We start from the raw sequence: 20,675 nt of genomic DNA on the forward strand, positions 1-20,675 counted from the left end.
AATAGTGGTGTTTTTAATGAGTAAAATGAAGTACTAAAGAAACAATGATAAATCCTAACGGAATTACTATTGAAAATGCTTTAGCAAACTTGGTAGCTGCTATCGAATATTTGTTGTTAAATCCAACAGACTGAAAAGACGATGCAAATCCATGCCATAAATGCAATGCCAAAAACACAAACGAAATAACATATAATCCTGTACGTACAGGACTCTCAAATTTATGCAGCAACTCAGGATAATACCGCATAGGATCTTCTGGAGCAAACTCTACATATTTATGTATCATTTCTGGAATCCAAAAATCATAAAAGTGCAGTCCTAAAAATGCAAGTACTACTAATCCAGAGTAAATCATATTTCTGGACATCCAAGAGGCATTAGCTCCACCATTATATTTTGCATATTTAACAGCTCTGGCATTTCTGTTTTTTATTTCTAACACAAATCCCATTACAAAATGAAAAACTACTCCAAAAATAAGCACAGGCTGTAATGCAAACTGTACTAATGGGTTTGTTCCCATAAAGTGTGACAGCTCATTAAATAATTCTGCGTTAAAAATTGATGTTAAATTGATGGTAAAATGTTGTAATAAGAAAAACACTAAGAAAAGTCCCGATAGTGCCATGGCAACTTTTCTAGCTATTGAAGATTTTATCAATCCACCCATTATATAAAAATGTTTAGTTAATTGGAAAACAAAAATAGGACTCACTGGTCTTTTAGCCAAGTTTTAAAGGTGGTTTATTCCGCTATTTATAATGAATATAAAAAAGAGAAAAACTTTGTTTAGAGTTCCTTTCTAAATCATTCAAAATATAAAACTACCTTTAAACAAAAATTGAATTGTTTTATCCATTGTATTAATTTTAAATATATGCAATCCATATCTTCTAAACTTCCAGAAGTAGGCACAACGATTTTTACTGTAATGAGCCAACTTTCTTCTAAACATAATGCTTTAAACTTATCTCAGGGATTTCCTAATTTTGAGGCAAATTCAAAACTTATTGAACTCGTATCAAAAGCAATGCATACTGGTTACAATCAATATGCCCCCATGCCTGGACTTCTGTCTTTAAGAGAAATTATCGCTCAAAAAACAAATACTCTGTATGGCAGTAATTATCACCCTGAATCTGAAGTGACTGTAACTGCCGGTGCTACACAAGCAATATTTACTATTATTTCGGCTTTTATAAATCCGGGAGATGAAGTCCTCGTTTTTAAACCAGCTTATGATTGTTATGAACCTTCTATACAGTTATTTGGCGGTACCGTCGTTCCTGTACAATTATCCGCCCCTAATTTTACTGTAGACTGGAAAGAAGTAGCTACCAAAATTACTTCCAAAACCAAAATGGTGATCATAAACAGCCCTCATAACCCCAGTGGAAGTATTTTATCTAAACAGGATATGCTTCAATTAGAAAAATTACTTAAAGGAACTACTATAATTTTGCTCAGCGACGAGGTATATGAGCATATTATTTTTGATGGTCAAAAACATCAAAGTGCTGCACTATTTCCAGGATTAGCTGAACGAGCTTTTATCACCGCTTCTTTTGGAAAAACATTTCATACTACAGGCTGGAAAATGGGATATTGCCTGGCTCCCGCAGATTTAATGGCAGAGTTTAGAAAAGTACATCAATTTAATGTGTTTTCATGCAGTCACCCAATGCAATATGCCTTAACCGAATATTTAAAAACTCCTGAACACTATCTTTCTTTACCACAATTTTATCAAGAAAAAAGAGACTTATTTTTGTCCTTACTTAAAGATTCCCGCTTTGTTTTAACTCCTGCTTCCGGAACCTATTTTCAATTACTGGGGTATTCTGCTATTACACAAGAAAGCGATGTTGCCTTTGCCGAGAGGTTAACTATAGAACACAAGATAGCTTCGATTCCTGTATCTGTTTTTAACCTTGACCAACAAGACGATAAGGTATTGCGATTTTGCTTTGCTAAAACCGAAGACACTTTAAAGCGAGCTGCCGAGATTTTGTGTGGAATTTAAGAGTTTTAACAACCATATTTCTGTAGGATGTGATTCTTTGAGTATAGTAATATTTGTTAAACCTTTTTTATTAGGCTGATGAAAATAAATTGCTTTCAAAAATCAAATCTAAGCTGAATAATCTCTACTTCTTCTTTTTTCTTAGTGTCCTTTTTTCCTGTATTTAGGTTAGAGAGAGAGATCCCTAGTAACCTTACAGAATCTTTCATTTTATCCTGATACAGCAACTCCTTTGCGGTTTCTAACAAAATAGCTGCATCGTTCACAAAATAAGGCAATGTTTTACTTCGGGTTTGTAAGGTAAAATCACTATATCGAATCTTTAGCGTTACTGTTCGTCCGGAAACCTTATTGTTTTTCAAACGTTTTTGAAGTTCTTCGGCAATACTTTCTAATCGCTCCAACATATAAATCTCTGAGGCTATGTTTTCATTAAAAGTTTGCTCTGCTGCCAGAGATTTTCGTTCTCGATCAGGTTTTACTTCACTAAGATGAGTTCCTCGTACAATACGATAATAATGTGCTCCTGATTTGCCAAAATGCTGAATTAGAAATTCTTCAGATTTAGATTTTAAGTCCTTACCTGTGTAAATCCCCATTTGGTACATTTTTGTTTGTGTAACCTTACCTACCCCATAAAATTTTTTGACATCCAATGCTTCCAAAAAATCAATTACCTCTTCTGGGTTTACTGTTTTTTGTCCGTTAGGCTTATTATAATCACTGGCGACTTTTGCGACAAACTTATTAATAGATATCCCCGCAGAAGCTGTTAAACCAACTTCATCAAAAATACGTTGCCGTATTTCTTTAGCGATTAAAGTTGCACTTGGGTTTCCTTTTTTATTTTCGGTAACATCCAGATATGCTTCATCCAGAGATAATGGTTCTACCAAATCTGTAAACTCAAAAAATATTTTTCTAATTTGAGAGGATATCTCTTTATACCGATCAAACCTTGGTCTAACAAAAATGAGATCCGGGCAAAGTTTTTTTGCTTTAAAACCCGGCATGGCAGATCGCACACCAAACACACGAGCCTCATAACTAGCTGCGCTAACCACTCCCCGTTTTCCCCCGCCACCAACTGCCAATGGCTTACCTTTAAGCTCTGGATTATCCATTTGCTCAACAGATGCATAAAACGCATCCATATCTACATGAATGATTTTTCTATTTCCAAATACTTCTTCCACATTACAAAAATAAGGCATATTGATGATTCAAATTATAATATATTTAGACTGGATTATCGATACATCTATTTTATACTTCTTTACCTTTGATAGCGCAGTAGAAATGTTAAATTGTAATTATGATAGAAATAGAGCGTAAATTCTTAATCATTTCTGAGGAATTTAAAAATGATGCCAAAAAAAGTATTCGGATTGTACAGGGGTTTTTGAATACAGATCCTATACGAACTGTGCGAATACGAATAAAAGGTGAACAGGGGTTTATAACCGTTAAAGGAAAAAGTAATGCTACAGGTACGTCCCGTTTTGAATGGGAAAAAGAAATCAGCATTCCCGAAGCAGAACAACTTTTATCTTTATGTAAAAAAGGGGTTATTGAAAAGATTCGGTACGAAATCCCATTAGGAAATCATACGTTTGAAGTAGATGAATTTTTTGGGGAAAACACGGGTTTGTTTGTTGCCGAAATTGAACTAAACGATGAAAATGAATCTTTTTTAAAACCAAATTGGCTGGGCAAAGAAATAACAGGTGATTCCAGATACTACAACTCTCAATTAAGTAAAAAACCTTATTTATCATGGTAAGTAAAAACAATATGGGTTTGTATTACTTACGAAACTATATTAGATAATACAGATATACTTAACTTTTTAAGGAAATGAATCCTCTATATATTGAACTCATCTTGACTTTTTCTATTTCCTAAAAAATAGCTGAAATCCACCCACATTTCGTTACTTTTCTTATCCACAGCGCTGCTATGGCTTTCAAAAAGTGTCCCATCTGATCAAATTTCAACTCATTTTCGGTTAAAAATAAAAAGTCAAAATGAGTTCATTTTTATATCTTTGAGATGGTTTGACTTTTTTTATTTTAAAAAATACTTTTGTTATGTGCTATTTTTCTTTTTTTCGTAAAAGTGTCTGTATACTTTGTTTAGTAGCTATTCTATCCTGCCAAAAAAGACCTGAGCAACAAGATAATAAAGAACTAAATCCTACAATTGAAACCGTAGCCCAAAAAAAAGTTTCCATAGACTCTATAAAAAAGAAACTGGTAAAAGATGGTTTTCAGGTTTTTGATTATGTAGATGAAGAAAGCGGGGACACTATACTCATGCAACAATATTTTATTGCTTTTTTAAAAAGAGGACCTAATCGTTCGCAAAACAAAAAAGAAGCAGACAGCCTTCAAAAACTACATTTAGAGCATTTGGGCAAAATGTACAAAGAAGGATATGCAGATATTTCTGGTCCTTTTGGGGAGGATGGTGATATAAGGGGGATCACCATCTATAACACTCCTACGCAACAAATAGCAGATAGTCTGGCAAATTTAGACCCTATGGTTACATCAGGAAGATTAACTATAGAGATACATCCCTGGTGGGCAGCAAAAGGGTTCTCCTTACGATAAACTTTAATTGAAAAGAGTGGATATCTAAATGAAATATCCACTCTTTTTTTAGTATCCTATAAACTAATCTAAAAGATGAATTGTTTTTAACGTTTTACAAAACGTTTTGTGTATTGATTTGTTCCATCTGTAAACTTCAGAAAATAAATTCCTTGTTTTAGACTTCCTACATTTACTGTAGATTTCATTTTACCAGTATTAGTTAGTATTGTTTTTCCTAGTAAATCTACTATCGAATAGGTTATTTTATCCGACTTTGTTTGGAAGGATATATTCAGCACATCATTAACAGGGTTAGGATATATAGTAACCGTTGTTTTGTTGTTTGAAGAGAACGGATTTTTTTCTTCAAAACGAGCAGACTCTCCTATAACCACAGTATAATCTTCTACTTCTCCATAATTAAACGATCCGCAAGCAGAAGGAGCTGTATTGTATCGCATAATAACCCGCATTCTGGTGCTTCCATTAGTGGCAGAGGATGGTACTGTAAAACTACCACTTACTGTGGCATTTTGAGTTGCTGATTGCGACCAAACCTGCTCTCCGGCATCTGTAAAATCCCCATCTTGATTATAATCTATCCATACTGCATACGCTTCTCTATATTTTGTGCCAGTCCAAGTTGGTGTAACTGTAATTGTATTCGAGGATCCTTTGGCAAGGTTTGTTGTTACTGCTGTAAAATCGCTATATCCTCCGCTCCCTGCAGTAGAAGTTTTATCTATAGAACCTAACTGAACTCTGCTAATATATTCATCTGAGGTGTCATTTCCATTAGCTGCACAATAGGTAACCCCTCCTGTAGTAGTAGTTACATTAACTGTATTACTAAATCCTGAAGTATTGCCTGCAGCGTCTTTGGCTTTTACTTTAAATTGATATGTGGTATTAGCAGTTAATCCGGTAATAGTAGCAGAAGTTCCTGTTACAGAAGTAGCAACGGCATTACCTTGATATACATCATATCCTGTAACTGCTACATTATCGGTAGAGGCCGTCCACGATAAGGATACAGAGGTAGCTGCTACATTAGATGCTGCTAATCCAGATGGAGCAGAAGGAGCTTGTGTATCTCCACCACCATTACCAGGGTTATACCCATCTACTATTTTAGTAGTACATCCTGGTGCCAGCCATTGGCAAATATTTGGGTAGGTTATTGATAAACGACCGTACCAATCTTCTCTATCATTACCACAAGCAGCGTATCCTCCGTGTAGTTGCCCCACTATTCTTTTATTTTGATCAAAAAGAGCAGAACCAGAAGAACCTCCTTCAGTAGTACCATCATCCCAATCCTGAATTCTCCAGTGGGTAGTTCCTGATCCTGGTGCTCCGTCATATTTAGAAATCGTAGGGGCATCATTATCAAATGATATTTTTTTAACGTCCCCGGCAGGGTGGTGAATCCCTGTGGTTTTAGTAGGGATAGTTCCTGTCGCATCCCATCCGTTATAATACACATTATATGAAGAAGGTGGTGTAGATGAAAGCTTTAACAATGCATAATCTGAATTTGCACCACTATCCATCATTTGAGAACCAGAAACAGACTGACTTGTAGATCCATCTGAGTTATTGGTACACCCTGGGGATTCGTAGTTAAATACAAATACCCAATTGGTTACATTTCTGTTTTCAGTACAGTGATTTGCAGTTAAAAAGTATGGAGTCCCGTTATTTGCTGTATTATTAATCAAAGATCCAGAACACCATCTGGATCCGTTTCCTAAAATTACTAATGCCACAGATCTAATTTGGTCTCTCCATGGATCACCTTCTGCACAAACCACATTATTATTACAAGATCCAGAATCTCCAAAAGCTTTTGCCATGGTCATTATACCCCTGTAGTCATGAGCAACCGTAGAAATATGTAAATCCGGTGATTGTTTTACTTGTGCAGGTTGAAAATATTCTACAATTATTCTATCCCCTTTTACAGGAGCCAAACCTAAACTCTTTGAACTTTTATTGTTTGCAGAGGTAAATGCTCCTCTTACATCTGATTTGTCTTTGTTATAAACGAATAGTTTACTGCCTTCAGGCATTTCAAATCTCGAAAAAGTAAGGTTAAGCGATAACGCTCCTTTTGATTCTATTTCTATCAACCAATACCGGTCTCCTTGTGCATTGGTATACCATTTACCTGAATTACCAGGATTTATATTTGTGTGATGGGGGTATGCAAAACGCATTGGTACATCTTTACTGGATTCTAGTTCATCCTCTTTAAGTAGTTTTGCTATGTCTAATTTTGGTAATTTTACTAATGGAGTTGGACTAGATTTTGAAACATTTTCATTAGAGAATGAGGGTTCTCCTCCTTGGCCTATTTGAGAAAAGGCCCCAATGCTTGAGCATATCGCTATGACAAGCAATAAAATTTGATTTTTCATTGGTTTTAAGATTTAATTTTGTGTACTACGTTAATTAGTGTTGAGTTAGTTTATAAAATACTGATTTTAAAAATAATAAGATTATTGTTCAATATTTAACAACAATCTGTTTTTAACATAAATTTGCAGTATTTTAAACTTTTATTAACCTTAGAGTATTATTATGTAACGTGAACTCGGGATAAGAAAATCACACCTGTCTGAATGTTTCTGTGTTAGCAAAAATGTATCGAAAACTGAGGATTTTCACTCAAAAGCCTAATTTCGACACAATTTTTCTCCATTTTATTGCGAAAAATCACTTAATTTGACGGATTTTGGTTATGTTTTAAAAAAGAAATCATTCTTTAACTTCTATCTTTCTTTTTAGTTCGTTTCCTTTTTCATCCAGAACGGTGATATTGTGTATTCCTGTTTTTGGAGAAACCGGCATTTCATGAAATTGTTTGGTAGTACCTATAAATTGGTTATCTATATACCAAAACACCCTTGTCTCGGGATCGGTATGCGCAATTTTAAGAATCACCTCATTTGTTTTACCATCAAATCCTTTAGGGAGATATACACTACTGTTTTCTTTTGGAAATATAAAATCCATGCTTTGTTGAGATTCTTTTATACAATCTGACCTGTAGGCTGGTAAAGTTTGATAATCGGCATTATTTGTTTTAAAAAAGTACTCTTGTAATGGGGGTAGTACAAACCATGATTCGTGAACAATATCTGCCACATCCTCGCAAGAAGAATTTATCCGGTATTGCCTTGTAGAGTCCAGATGTATTAATTGATGGAGCGAACATGGTTGGGTGCGGTTTCCTGCAATAGGAATATAGGATTGTTTGACAGGGCAGTTGGCACTTGCAATATAACCACTTTTTGCACATACATTTGCTTGTACCAGATCATCATAAGGCATAGGAAACCATTTAGAATTGGGAACTAAATTAAAGACATCAAATAATACAGGAGCCGCAGAGTTTAACCCTGTAAGTTCCGGACGTCCTTCTCCATCTGCATTACCAATCCATACACCGACTACATATTTTTGACTGGCTCCTATAGCCCAGGCATCTCTGTTACCAAAACTTGTCCCTGTTTTCCATGCAATTTCTTTAGAAGAGTCATAAAACTGCCATGCTTCGTCTCCTTCTGGTCGGTTAACTTTTTTCATAGCATCAAAAGCCAGCCAAATGCTTCCTGCTCCATATATTGGTTTTTGTTCTGTTTTTTCGCCAAAAGAAACTTTTTGATTTGCTAAAACAACCGGATCTGTAAACTCCTGAGTGAAATACTCACTAGACGTATCTTGATAATGATTTAAAGTACCTGCAAAACCTGCATAGGTTTTGCATAAATCCCAAAGGTTCCCTTCTGCCCCACCAACAATTAAAGATAACCCATAATGATCTGCACTGTATTTTAAATCTCTTATTTTAAAAGAACTAATTTCATCTCTAAATCTTTGTAATCCATATTGTTGCAATAAACGAACTGCAGGGATATTTAAAGATCTTGCCAATGCTCTATTGGCAGGAGCAGTACCACTGTATCCCTCATCATAATTCTTGGGACTATATCCCGAAATTACTGTTGGAATATCTGCGACCAATTGTTCTGGCAGCAACTCTCCCTTATCCATCATCGCAGCATATAATAAGGGTTTTAATATACTTCCTGTACTACGGGCTGCCTGAATAATATCTACATCTTTTTGGTGGGCTTTATCTGTTGGGGTATTCCCTACATAGCTTAAGACTTTCCTGGTATTAACATCCAACACAAGAACTGCCATATTATGCACTTCATTTTGTTTTAAAATTTCATAATGATTGCGTACTACTTTATTGACTTGTTTTTGTAATGTTATATCTATTGTTGTTTGCACTCGCTGCCCATCTTTTTCTTTTGTTATTTTTTCTAACAAATGTGGTGCTGTTTGTGGTAAAAAATATGGTTTTTGAGGTAGTGTTTCTTCTACAGACAGTTCATAGGTAAGAGAGTCAATAGTGTGTTCTTGCAAAAGGGTTTGCAACAAACGATTTCTTTTTTGCAGTAACTGGTCTTGATTTTTGCCAGGGTATATTAATGCCGGTGCATTTGGCAATACTGCCAATGTTGCGTTTTCTGCCCAGGATAATTGGTATGCCGGCACTCCAAAATATCGCCACGAAGCCATATCAATACCTACCACGTTTCCTCCAAAGGGAGCATGAGAGGCATATAATTTTAATATATTTTCTTTAGAGGTTCCTAGCTCTAAACGAGTAGCCAGAATTAATTCTTTAAATTTTTCAAAATAGGTTCTCTTTTCTCCTTTTCGGGCTAATCGAATAACTTGTTGTGTGATGGTGCTTCCGCCCCGAACGACTTTACCAGCCTTTATGTTTTGCAGGATTGCTTCTCCCATCGCAACAGGGTTAAATCCAAAATGGCGGTAAAATTGCTGATCTTCAAAAGCAATAATACATTGTTTAAATTTTTTGGGAACACTATCGGTTTCAGGAAAACGCCATTGCCCGTCTTTTGCTATTTTAGCTCCTAGTAATTCTCCTGCTCTGGTTTCTATTACAGTGGCAGTAGGATCTTTAAACAAAGGACTTGGTAATAAAAAGTAATACCATATAGATACTAGTCCAAAAAGGATAAAACGTTTAGGATGTTTTCGTATATAGTTTTTTAGCATTTAGTGATAAGAGATTATACTTCTATAGATCTTCCTTCTGCAGTTTTATTTCCTGTACTATCCAAATAAAAATCAATTTGCCCCATATAGATTCCACTTTTACCACATTGATTAATTAGTACTTTTTGTCCGACAGAGTTATCTACGACTGCAGGCTTTGGCAATAACGTATGGGTATGACCGCCTATAATAAGATCTATATCTTTTGTTTTTTTGGCTAAATGTAAATCTGAAACTTTATCCGGATTGGTTTTATAATCATATCCTATATGAGAAAGACAGATAACAATGTCACAGTGTTCTTCTTCTTTTAAAACCCTTGACATATCCTGTGCTATTTCTATAGGGTCCAGATATAATGTTTCTTTATATAAGTTTTTGTTTACCAAACCTCCCAGCTCTACTCCTAACCCAAAAACTCCAATACGAATTTCATCCTTAACCAATACTTTATAAGGTTTTACAAAATCGTTAAGAACCGTATTTGTGAAATCGTAATTAGCAGATACAAAATTAAAGGTTGCATTTGGTAATTGGCTTAATAATCCATCTATACCATTATCAAAATCATGATTGCCTATAGTTGCTAAATCATACTTAAGTTTTGACATGAGTTTAAACTCGATTTCTCCTCCATAATAATTAAAGTAAGGGGTGCCTTGAAATATATCTCCTGCATCCAACAAAATAGTATTTGGGTTTTGTGTTCGAATCTGTTCTATGACAGATGCTCTTCTGGCAAATCCTCCCAGACCCGGGTATTTATAATGATTATTTGGCAATGGATCTATCTGGCTGTGTACATCATTGGTATGTAATACTGTTATTTTTTTGGATATAGGTTTACTACAAGATGCTAAACTTAATCCTCCCAGACTGGCAAAAGCAGTTGCCGAAGCTACTTGTTGTATAAACTTTCTTCTATTTTGCATAGGACATTCTTTTATCCAGTTGTACTTTTAAGGTATCCACAGATTTAAAATAATCAATCAAAGCATTTCTAAGCTTGTAATCTGTTTTATATAATTGGATGGGGTTTTCAAAGAAATTCATACTATCTCCTCCCTCTTGCAAATAATCTGTCGTAAGCACTAAATAACTTTTTCCTTCTTTTATAGAATGACCATTAATAGTTACCTCTTTTACTTTATTGGTATTTTTTACCATACTTAATTGTATGTTCGAAACAGGGTGTGCTTGTTGTTTTTTTGCCAAATAGGATACTAATTCCATGATTTTTTGATAGGATAACTCGGCTACTACCAGTTCATTTTCAAAAGGCATTACCTCAAAAGCAGTTCTCGCTGTTACTGCTCCTTTAAGGATCGGTGCCCGCATACCACCATGATTTAAGAGCACAAAATCAATTTTTTTATTATATCTTTTTTGAAACACTGGTTGTACTTGTTGCAACGAGATATCTGCCATAAGATTGCCCAACGTACTTTCTAACTCTGCATCGTTTTTAGTAAAATTATCTGTAGCAATACAAAGGGTCGCGTCTAATGTTTTGTTTAAATGATCTCGAAACGGTGCTATAAACGAATCTATAGCCGTATTGGTAATTGCTGTAGAATCTATTTTTTGTTGCTTTGCGATAACCTTACTTATAGAAACAGGTTGTTGTTTACAGGCATATATGCTTGTAAACAACAAAATACTAAGTAGCGGTTTATAAAATTTAAAATGCATTATGTTTTTACTATTTTGACAATGGTACTAAAAAAATCAATAGGTTAGTTTTATGGTTAGGTTAAATTACTTGCCTACCCTACTAATACCGATTTATACTACTGTACTATAGGGAAAGGATCATAAAAATCATGTGATAATTCTTTCCATTTTGGATACGATTCTGATTTTTATGGAATCAAATATAAATACCCTTAGACTTACCTCATCTACAAGTTAAAAATATAAGCATGTACAGTACACAAATGCCCATTTACACTAAACAAATAAACATGTACAGTAAGCAAATAAACACTTACATCAAACAAATGAACACGTACAGTACACAAATACTCATTTACAGTAAGAAAACACACATCTACATTTGGCAAATGTGTATTTACAATCGCATACTAACCAGCTAAAACTACTTCACTACTTCTACCCATTTACCTTGGCTTCTTACTATATAATCGTTATCATACATGGCTTCGCATTGTATGCCTGGCAGATAATATTTTCCTAAATAAGATGCATTTAATAAAATAGTCATGGTTTTACTCTCGTTTGGTTGTAAATCAAAGTAGAAGTTTACACGATCGTCTCTTATATCGGTATGCGTTACAGTATTAGCTCTAAAAGCTCCAAAGTCTGTAAAACGAGTATTTACAATCTCCCACCCTGATGAAAAAATCTCTGTTAAAGCAATATCTTTTACTTTAGATCCTGTGGTATTGGTTATGGTTACTTGTGCCACAAAATCTGTACCCTGTGTTAGCAATATCGGGTTGATTATAGTCCCATCTTTGGTTTTATAATCTACGATTGCCTTAAAGTTACTTTGTATCACTTTTTCTTCTCCAACTGGTAATATTCCGCTAGTAGCAATTTGCACAAAAATGGTATTGTCTTTACTATTTTTAAGTACCAGTTTATTATCTTTTTGGATAGATAATTCTCCAGAGGTTACTAATGTTTTATCTGTATTCGCATTATTGGATTTTCCGTTTAAAGTATAGCTTACTTGCACTCCTTTACCTCCTACATATACTGCATATTTTGCCATCGCTAATAATGCGTACGATGTGGTTTGCGTACTCATCCAGTTTTTTGAAGATAATTCTTTTGCCAGCTCTACCGCTACTTTTTGAGCTTTTGCTTTTTGATCTAAGGACACTAAAGTTTCTAAAGCCATTGCCCGGTTACGGTTTACAGAACCGTATGTGTACGATCTATCTCTACTAGTTTGAAAATCTATATTTGCCGAGTTTAATAATTGTGTAGCTGCATTTGCTTGTCCAATCAACCCATATCCTGCTGCTAATCTTAATTTAGCATCGTTAGAAAGGTTGGATGTTTCTCGCAAACGGTTCATAGAGGACAGATCGGGACTACCTGCCAAGGCCAGTGTATATAATCGATATGCCTGTGCCAGATCGCTATTACCACTTCTCCATCGTTTAGCTTGTTGCTGCTGATAATTAATCCAACTGCTCTTAAATCCTATTGGCAAAACATACCCTTTTTTGTTTGCTTCTATCAAAAAATGACCTGCATAGGTAGTTCCCCAATCGTCCGGATTACTATATCCCGGCCAATACGACATCCCTCCTGTAGGTTGCATAAAACGTTTTAACCTATAGATTGCTGCTTCTATGTTTTTTTGTATTTTTTGTTTCTTTTCTGAAGGCAAATTAAAAACTTCTCCCAGATATAGTTGCGGAAACGCCGCCGATGTTGTTTGCTCTACACACCCATGCGGGTACTGAATCAAATAGCTTAGTCTGCTTTCAAAATTCATAGGTGGTAAAGACGACATTTCTATCGTTGCACTATTACTACCCTCTATACCAAAAGCTTTAAAATTAATCTCTTGTGTGCTATTTGGCTCCAGAACAACCGAGGTTATCTCGGTAGTCATCGGGTTTGGGTTTACAATATTAATTGGCACTTTATACGATGCTTTTTCGCCACCACCACTTGCTACTACTTCTATGTCTGTAACAGAGGCTCCTTCTAATACCTCGATATCAAAATACACCATCTTTTCATCTGGTTGCGAAAAAGAAAGATTTTTTTCTGTTTCCCCTACTACCACAAATCCTTTGTTTGGTTTTAAAGTAACTTTTACGTTTTTAACTTTATTTTCCATCGCAAATACTGTTACCGGAATGGTTACCTTTTCTCCTGGAGTAATTTTACGCGGAATAGAAGTTAACACCATTAATGGTTTACGAACAGGGGTCGTTTTTTCGGCACTACCATACGCTCCCAATTCTGCATCTGATGCTACAATCATCGTACGTACAGATCCTACATATTTTGGGATTTTAATGGTATGGGCACGGGTTTCTCCTTTTTTAAGGGCAAAAGGTCCTTCATAAATTACCATTGGTTTAAACCGGTTTGCTTTTTTAGATTTACTGCCACCAGCTTCTGCATCTCCTCCAATACTAAATACCTGATTAATACTTCCTCCATAAGCTCCTATTACATCGTCATAAACATCCCATGTTTTTACTCCTAATGCCTCACGAGCATAAAAACTGCTCCATGGATTTGGGGTTTTAAACCGGGTAAGATCTAATAATCCTTCGTCTACGATTGCTATAGAATAGGTCATTGGTTTGCCATTGTTTTCTCCAACCTTAAGGGTAATTGTTTCTTCTGGTTGTAAAACATCCGGCATCGTTAGCTTTGGTTGTACTTTGGTGGTTGGATCTTCTACAGAAACAGGAACTACGCCATATAATCGTATTGGTAAATCATTTAATGTTGTAGAATGTGGTTGTAATAATGTAATATGAATATACACGTTAGGTGTATATAGATTATCGATTGGCAATTCGAATTTGGTCTCTCCTTTTTGAGGGATTACCCACTGCGAGTACAATACTTCGGTTCCATTTTCTACGGTTACTAAGGCTCTTCCACCTTCGCTAGAAGGAAATGTTACTGTAGCTTTTTCTCCTACATTATAGGTGTTTTTATCTGTAGAAAACAATAACATGGTTGCTGCAGAAGGGTCATTTTTACGAGATTTACCTGCCCATCCCGGCCAATCTATATATAATATTTTTCCAGTAGCATGACCTCCATTTGGATCTACTACTCTAACTAAATACCTACCCCACTCCGGATATTTTAATTCAAATTTAAAACTTGCTTTACCACTATTATCTGTAGTAACATTGGTTTTAAAAACTTCATTATGATAGGATCCTCTATTGTATGAAGACAAATTATCCTCTGTACTATCCCACCACCATCTCCAGTCTACTTTATAGATATATACTTCGAGGTTTTTAACTGCTTTAGGATTTCCTTTTTCATCTACAGATGCTACTTCAAAGTTATGTTGTGTATCGGTAAGTAACATTCCACGGGCTTTATCTCCTTTTGGCACGTTTATACCTACATAAGTGTCATAAGGTGAGTATTCTTTACTAACTACATCGGTACTAAAATCTCCTCCGTTTTCGTATACTTTGGTTATAAAAGATGCTTTTAACATCCCTGCAGCTTTATTTGCTAATTGTGGTTTTAAGGTAAAGTTAGCCTTTCCTTCTCCCGATAATTGTCCTTGAAATACTTCTTGCTCTTCTGTGCCAAATTTACGGGTTGGATCATCAAAAATATATCCTGAAAAAGTTTTGAAACTGGTTTGCCCTGCATTAAATCGAACATTAATATCTGCCTTTAAGTTTTTTGCTATGGCACCGTGTAACCATAAAGCCTCTAAATTTCCTTGTATGTTTTTATTGCTACTTAACACCTCATCCTCAAAAGTAGTTTTGATTTTGAGACGATTTGGTTTTATCGTTTCTATCTTAAGTGTTTTGCTAAAGCTAGCGCCTCCAACATTTACTTTGGCTTGCCAGTTACCGGTAGGGGCTTCTTCAGCAGTGTTTACAACAAACTTATAAAAGTTGTTTGTACCACTGGTACTGGTTTCTTGATAGGTCACTTTTCCGTAAGGATCTCTTAATTCAAATTTTATGGGGTGTCCTTGTGGTAATTTATTGGCATTATCATTTAGCATAAAAGACAAAAATAAGGTGTCTCCTGGTCTCCAAACTCCTCTTTCTCCATATATAAATCCTTTAATCCCTTTTTGCAATTGTACGCCCGAGACATCAAATTTACTAACCGACAATGCATTACCATCGCTTAACTTTACATAGGTTTGTTGTTTCCCTGATTCTGCAATTGCAAAGTATGCCGGGCGATCCGCATCAAACCCTGTAATCCCTTCTGCATCTGTAGTAGCCACTCCTACCTCTTGTTGTTGGTAGTTATAGAAGGTTATTTTTGCACCAGATACCGGGTTGGTGGTTACAATATCGTTAACGGCAATCATATAGGCATTGTTTAATCCTTTTTTAACGGTTACCCCCAGATTAGATGCTAATATGTTTGCACTTATTTTTTTATCTCTATAGTAAGAAGTACTACATGGGTTTTCTCTTTCTTGCCAATCATAATCATAGTAGTCATCATAATAATATTGGGAACTGTCCCAAAAACTAGATTCTTCTTCTTCATCATAGTTCTCAGTAAGTTCGTTTATTGGCGCATTTTCTGCTAATTGCCCGTCGCATTTATATAAGGAATATGCTTTGCGGTAATTAAGTTCTACTCTGTATATTGCTCCCGGATCTGGATTTATAAGTTCTTTTAGATCTATTGCAAAAGCGTTCCACTTACTAAGGTTTATAGATGGGTTTTCCTGAAGATTGATTAGTTTTTTTGCTATCGGTCTTGCTACACTTCTTAAATCGCCAGAACCATCGAGGTTATTGTTTTGTAGAAATTGAAGAACGTTGTTTTTGAATACTTTTACTATCTGTACTTCTACTGCACGAAGATTAATTGCTTCAAAATTAAATTTTAAGTTGTCTGAAGTAGGTAAAATCACTCCGCTTTGCAACAATCGAATTTCAGGATTAGGTTGCTGAAAAGATATGTTTTCTGTATATGTATTCTTAAGCTTATAACTATCTGTACTTTGTATTCCTTCAAAAACGGTTACGTCGAGAGTCCCTTTTAATTCTTGTTTGGGATATACTTTTAATACATTTCCGTTTACGGTATATTTTAAATTGGATTCTCCAGAGATAGTAACCAATCCATTAAAGTTTTGATTTTTTTTAAGTGGATCTGAAAAATTAATTTCCACATATTGTTGGTCTGCATTTGCAACAGAAACACTAATTATAGAAAAATTATTTTTACCTGGTATGGATAATACAGAAGACCCTTCGGTATCGATTCCAACAGATTTTCCTGACCATGTAATTTGTATTTCAGAATCGTCTTCAAATCGTTGAATACTATCTATTCTATAACTAAACTGACGGCTATTATCTAAGGATTCTCCAAACTTTACTGCTATTTTTTTCCCATTCTGGGTAGCGGTAATTAATTGTTTTGCTGTATCCAACTGCATTTGATCGCTAGAGGTTAATGTACCGTCTATATATTGCCAGTCTTTACTATAGGATTGTAAATTATCGGTAAGTACCGAAAATTGTTGTTTTAATGTTTTTACCACAAAAACAAACTCTTCATCTACATCTTCTTTAAGATCTTTAACCAGGCTTTCTAAATCTAATGTAAAAATATATGCTGTATCCTCTTCAAACCCTTCTTCTGGCTGAAAAGAGATCGTACGGTTATTTACTGCTATTACTTTACCTTTTACTTTGGGAGATACGCTAAGTATATCTTTGGATAGTTCTTGATTATCATTCCATCCTTCTATCGGAGTTTGTAATACTACGTATACATTATCGGTAACCGAAATCACTCCTGAAGAAACATCGGATATATACTCCTGATATTTTGTTAATTCTGAGGCATTGGCATCGGCTATAGATTGGGCGTCTTTTTTGTTACAAGAAAATACAACTGTTACAAAAAACAGCAGGTACAGAATTTGTGATAATCGCATAAAGATTGGTTTTTAGTTGCTATTATAAAAGTAAGATATTTTTGAGTCCCACCACCCCCTGTAAACCACTAATTATAATATGACCTTCCCCAAGGACAATACTATAAATTATGAAGAGATATTTCAGAAACTTTCCGATACTTTAAATAGTATTTTTTTATCCATACAATTTATTAGCTGTTTTTTTATATATAACAAAATTACATAGATTATAGCTACAAATAAGTATAAATTCCTGTTAAAGAAATTTTATTTCTTACAACTTTACTTAGTATTAATAATAACAAAAAAGCATTACCACCTTTAAAGTGTATAATAAAAAGAATCGAATACTGTATAACGTAGATAAAAAATCAATAACCAGAGAATATCTCACAAGGAATACCTACTGGAAATATTTTTTTTCCAGATAACTAATCAATAATCAACATCTAAATGAGGGAACTGGAATAAGCAGGGAAAACCCTTGTGCCTTTAGTAAAATCTCAAGGCACAAAGATTTATTATTCTTTATAAATACCTACAGTAAGTTCTCCTTTAGCATTCATGGTCGCTCGATACATACCTGCGGTATTGAACTCCATAGTTACATTACCTTTATTATCGATTGCTACTATCCCGCCGGTGCCTCCAAGATTGGTAAGTTTTTTTTGGATTACCTCTTCGGCTGCTTCTTTTAAAGAAAGACCTTTATACTCCATCAAAGCCGAAATATCATGAGCTACCATTGCTCTTATAAAATATTCTCCCCAACCGGTACTGGATACAGCACAGGTTGCATTATTTGCATAGGTTCCTGCGCCAATAATCGGAGAATCTCCTATACGATTCCATTTTTTGTTGGTCATCCCTCCTGTAGAAGTTCCTGCAGCTAAATTTCCATTTTTATCCAATGCTGCACAACCTACGGTTCCAAATTTTGAATCTTTGATAAAAGGATCATAAAAAGCAGTTGTCTTGTTCGCTTCCTGATTTTTTATTTTTTCTTTTACCTTTTCTAATGCTTTCATCCGATCTTCGGTATAGAAATAAGAAGGATCTACTATCTCCAAACCTCTTTCTTTTGCAAATAGCTCTGCTCCACTACCCGATAATAATACGTGAGGAGAATTTAACATTATTTCTCTTGCCAAATTAATTGGATTTTTAACTGTTTTTACTCCAGCAACTGCTCCTGCATTTAAAGTACTCCCATCCATAATTGAGGCATCTAACTCATTTGTACCTTCACTTGTAAAGACAGCTCCTTTGCCAGCATTAAACAAAGGAGAGTTTTCTAACACATTTATTGTTTTTTCTACAGCTTCGAGACTAGTTCCTCCATTTTTAAGAATGGTATGTCCAACTCTAATTGCTTCTTCGAGTTTGGCGTTATATTCTGCCTCTTTTTCTGCGGTCATATTTTCTTTTAAAATAGTACCTGCCCCACCATGAATTACTATTCCAAAATTATCCTTTGGACTTTGCACTTCTTCTTTGGGAGATTCTGTTACAGGGGTTTCTATAGTTTCTTTGGGTTGTTCTTTACACGCTAAGAACAAAATAAAGCTTAAAAAAACGAGCGTTCTTTTCATAATCTAAGAGGATTTGTTTTTATAATAATCTATTAAAGCGATCCTTCCTTTAAAAAATCGAAAGGTTAAATGTAAAATATTTCCTTCATTATCTTCTATACTTATAGATTTATTTAACTCAAAGTCATACGGTTGGTATTCTCCTCCTTCGATAGCAATATTATCTGCATATAATGCTATGGCATTATTACTTTTTAAAATTGGTTTTATTCTTCCTGAAATCCCTGGTATTTCTCCCGATTTATTTAAGATAACAGAACCAGAACCTGTATCTTTTTCTATAGTTACTTTTATATCTTCTTTTGGGTTTACATTTTCAAACAGCACTCCCGGGTTCTCGGGGTGTGCAATAAGTATGGTATATAATTTACGTGTTCGAATTATAAAGTGCGACAGCCCCTTTTCATCCGAAAATCCTTCCAGATATGTTGCATTGTTTGCTACCAGTACAATTTTGGCATTTTTTATTGCTTCATCCTGTTCATTTACCACTTTAACGGTAAAAAGAAAAGGTTTTGGATTGATCAAAGTAGAAAGTGTTGTCAATTTTGTTTCTAAAAAGGTAGCATCTTTTTTAAGTTTTTTTTCTATCAAACTCGCAAATTCGTCTGGTGTTCTGTCTTTAAGATTAATATACCCTATTGTTTTAAGCACTCCCGGGAGCTCTGTATCATCAAATCTGGCAGGCAATATGTATTCTCTGCTTTCTTGAAAAGCTCTTGCCTGCATAGAAGCCCGCTCATGATTTGTCCATAACTTCTGGTTATAAAATCCCGAAATAAAAAGGACTGTATATCTGGCTCTGTTTTGATAAATTTCTGACAAATATTCATACAAATTCTTTCCCCATAAATTTGTTTCTTCAAATAGATCATAAAACACTTTAATGCCTCTTGTTTTTAAACTATTTGCTACTTCTTCTACATACGCTCTGTTCTCTCCTGCAAAAGAAAGCGCTACATCATATTCATAATTCCTGTTCTTCATCACTGACTATTTTATTATTAAACCTAAAACCTGACCAACTCTAGTACAAAATTAATTTCTTTATTTGGAATATTTCCTAATTTAATAGGAATTGTTCCAACAAAACTTTTACTTTAAAACCGTAATTTATAGATTAAATCATTGTAAACTAAATATTTAAAAAAAACAAAGCTCTTCGTGTAGATATGGATATAACCCTAGTTATGGTACAACAGAAAAACTTTGAAAAGGATGGAAATTATCTAGTTTTGTAAAGGAGTGTAAAATATAGATATGCTTTTCAAGAAATATTAAAACATGAATACAGAAACAGAAATATATTTAAAATGTAATTTATGCAATAATTCGCACAAGTACGAATACTCTAATTCTGAATTTAATGCAATTGAAATTGACTGGAATTCACCTGATGAAAATTTTCATCTTCTAATTCCTACTCCTAAAATTAACAAAAAGTATATCATTAATCTTCATCCTCCGCTAACAATTAAAACTAATGCCCCATTTTGGGCAGTATATATGAATCCAAATTCTAGTCTTAACGGAATAGAAAACGAAAAAGATATAAAAGATATTAGATTTTGCAAGTGTCATATAATCAAACTCATTGGATTAAATGAAACTAGTGCTTGTGTTGAAATTGAAGTCATTGAAATAAAGAAAATTGATGAATTAACATATAACATACAACCGAATATTCAATGGAAAACATTAATAGATGATGAGGATTTATTGAATAGATATGGTTGGATTGAGAATTTTAA

General features: G+C 34.5%; 13 protein-coding genes. 4 read left to right on the plus strand and 9 right to left on the minus strand.

Annotated elements, in window-relative coordinates:
- Nucleotides 1–13: 13 nt before the first annotated feature.
- On the minus strand, nucleotides 14–673 hold the full coding sequence (locus ACZIYX_RS15200) for a succinate dehydrogenase cytochrome b subunit (RefSeq protein WP_462683108.1): 660 nt from the start codon (nucleotides 671–673) through the stop codon (nucleotides 14–16).
- A gap of 207 nt (nucleotides 674–880) precedes the next feature.
- Between ACZIYX_RS15200 and ACZIYX_RS15205 the strand changes: the two genes are divergently transcribed.
- A complete protein-coding gene (locus ACZIYX_RS15205) occupies nucleotides 881–2,026 on the plus strand; it encodes a methionine aminotransferase (protein WP_462683109.1) in 1,146 nt (381 codons plus the stop codon).
- A gap of 95 nt (nucleotides 2,027–2,121) precedes the next feature.
- Here the strand turns inward: ACZIYX_RS15205 and dinB are convergent, their stop codons facing one another.
- Nucleotides 2,122–3,240, minus strand: a complete 1,119-nt coding sequence (dinB, locus tag ACZIYX_RS15210) for a DNA polymerase IV (protein ID WP_462683110.1) — start codon at nucleotides 3,238–3,240, stop codon at nucleotides 2,122–2,124.
- Between the two features lie 101 nt (nucleotides 3,241–3,341).
- On the opposite strand from dinB, the gene ACZIYX_RS15215 reads away from it, so the two are divergent.
- Together ACZIYX_RS15215 and ACZIYX_RS15220 are read left to right on the plus strand one after the other, a co-directional pair.
- Nucleotides 3,342–3,809: a CYTH domain-containing protein gene (locus ACZIYX_RS15215; protein ID WP_462683111.1), complete on the plus strand. Its 468-nt coding sequence runs from the start codon at nucleotides 3,342–3,344 to the stop codon at nucleotides 3,807–3,809.
- A gap of 307 nt (nucleotides 3,810–4,116) precedes the next feature.
- Nucleotides 4,117–4,641, plus strand: a complete 525-nt coding sequence (locus ACZIYX_RS15220) for a YciI family protein (RefSeq protein ID WP_462683112.1) — start codon at nucleotides 4,117–4,119, stop codon at nucleotides 4,639–4,641.
- A gap of 86 nt (nucleotides 4,642–4,727) precedes the next feature.
- On the opposite strand, the gene ACZIYX_RS15225 is transcribed toward ACZIYX_RS15220, so the two are convergent.
- The 7 genes from ACZIYX_RS15225 to ACZIYX_RS15255 form a co-directional block, all read right to left on the minus strand.
- A complete protein-coding gene (locus ACZIYX_RS15225) occupies nucleotides 4,728–7,043 on the minus strand; it encodes a GEVED domain-containing protein (protein ID WP_462683113.1) in 2,316 nt (771 codons plus the stop codon).
- Nucleotides 7,044–7,383: 340 nt separating this feature from the next.
- On the minus strand, nucleotides 7,384–9,726 hold the full coding sequence (gene pbpC / locus ACZIYX_RS15230; RefSeq protein WP_462683114.1) for a penicillin-binding protein 1C: 2,343 nt from the start codon (nucleotides 9,724–9,726) through the stop codon (nucleotides 7,384–7,386).
- A gap of 14 nt (nucleotides 9,727–9,740) precedes the next feature.
- Complete coding sequence (locus ACZIYX_RS15235; protein WP_462683115.1) at nucleotides 9,741–10,658, minus strand: bifunctional metallophosphatase/5'-nucleotidase; 918 nt, start codon at nucleotides 10,656–10,658, stop codon at nucleotides 9,741–9,743.
- Nucleotides 10,648–11,418: a 5'-nucleotidase C-terminal domain-containing protein gene (locus ACZIYX_RS15240; RefSeq protein WP_462683116.1), complete on the minus strand. Its 771-nt coding sequence runs from the start codon at nucleotides 11,416–11,418 to the stop codon at nucleotides 10,648–10,650. Before ACZIYX_RS15240 ends, ACZIYX_RS15235 begins: the two co-directional genes overlap by 11 nt.
- A 406-nt stretch (nucleotides 11,419–11,824) precedes the next feature.
- A complete protein-coding gene (locus ACZIYX_RS15245; RefSeq protein ID WP_462683117.1) occupies nucleotides 11,825–17,350 on the minus strand; it encodes an alpha-2-macroglobulin family protein in 5,526 nt (1,841 codons plus the stop codon).
- 503 nt (nucleotides 17,351–17,853) lie between these two features.
- Complete coding sequence (locus ACZIYX_RS15250; protein WP_462683118.1) at nucleotides 17,854–18,924, minus strand: isoaspartyl peptidase/L-asparaginase family protein; 1,071 nt, start codon at nucleotides 18,922–18,924, stop codon at nucleotides 17,854–17,856.
- Nucleotides 18,925–18,927: 3 nt separating this feature from the next.
- Nucleotides 18,928–19,911, minus strand: a complete 984-nt coding sequence (locus tag ACZIYX_RS15255; protein WP_462683119.1) for a toll/interleukin-1 receptor domain-containing protein — start codon at nucleotides 19,909–19,911, stop codon at nucleotides 18,928–18,930.
- A gap of 297 nt (nucleotides 19,912–20,208) precedes the next feature.
- On the opposite strand from ACZIYX_RS15255, the gene ACZIYX_RS15260 reads away from it, so the two are divergent.
- On the plus strand, nucleotides 20,209–20,675 hold a 467-nt coding region (locus ACZIYX_RS15260; RefSeq protein ID WP_462683120.1), incomplete at its 3' end, for a hypothetical protein.

This window comes from Aquimarina sp., assembly GCF_977115655.1.

What these genes read in the sequence shown, in the direction of transcription:
- ACZIYX_RS15200 (WP_462683108.1), bottom strand. Translation starts at nt 673, where the DNA reads ATGGGTGGATTGATAAAATCTTCAATAGCTAGAAAAGTTGCCATGGCA.
- ACZIYX_RS15205 (WP_462683109.1), top strand. Translation starts at nt 881, where the DNA reads ATGCAATCCATATCTTCTAAACTTCCAGAAGTAGGCACAACGATTTTT.
- dinB (WP_462683110.1), bottom strand. Translation starts at nt 3,240, where the DNA reads ATGCCTTATTTTTGTAATGTGGAAGAAGTATTTGGAAATAGAAAAATC.
- ACZIYX_RS15215 (WP_462683111.1), top strand. Translation starts at nt 3,342, where the DNA reads ATGATAGAAATAGAGCGTAAATTCTTAATCATTTCTGAGGAATTTAAA.
- ACZIYX_RS15220 (WP_462683112.1), top strand. Translation starts at nt 4,117, where the DNA reads ATGTGCTATTTTTCTTTTTTTCGTAAAAGTGTCTGTATACTTTGTTTA.
- ACZIYX_RS15225 (WP_462683113.1), bottom strand. Translation starts at nt 7,043, where the DNA reads ATGAAAAATCAAATTTTATTGCTTGTCATAGCGATATGCTCAAGCATT.
- pbpC (WP_462683114.1), bottom strand. Translation starts at nt 9,726, where the DNA reads ATGCTAAAAAACTATATACGAAAACATCCTAAACGTTTTATCCTTTTT.
- ACZIYX_RS15235 (WP_462683115.1), bottom strand. Translation starts at nt 10,658, where the DNA reads ATGCAAAATAGAAGAAAGTTTATACAACAAGTAGCTTCGGCAACTGCT.
- ACZIYX_RS15240 (WP_462683116.1), bottom strand. Translation starts at nt 11,418, where the DNA reads ATGCATTTTAAATTTTATAAACCGCTACTTAGTATTTTGTTGTTTACA.
- ACZIYX_RS15245 (WP_462683117.1), bottom strand. Translation starts at nt 17,350, where the DNA reads ATGCGATTATCACAAATTCTGTACCTGCTGTTTTTTGTAACAGTTGTA.
- ACZIYX_RS15250 (WP_462683118.1), bottom strand. Translation starts at nt 18,924, where the DNA reads ATGAAAAGAACGCTCGTTTTTTTAAGCTTTATTTTGTTCTTAGCGTGT.
- ACZIYX_RS15255 (WP_462683119.1), bottom strand. Translation starts at nt 19,911, where the DNA reads ATGAAGAACAGGAATTATGAATATGATGTAGCGCTTTCTTTTGCAGGA.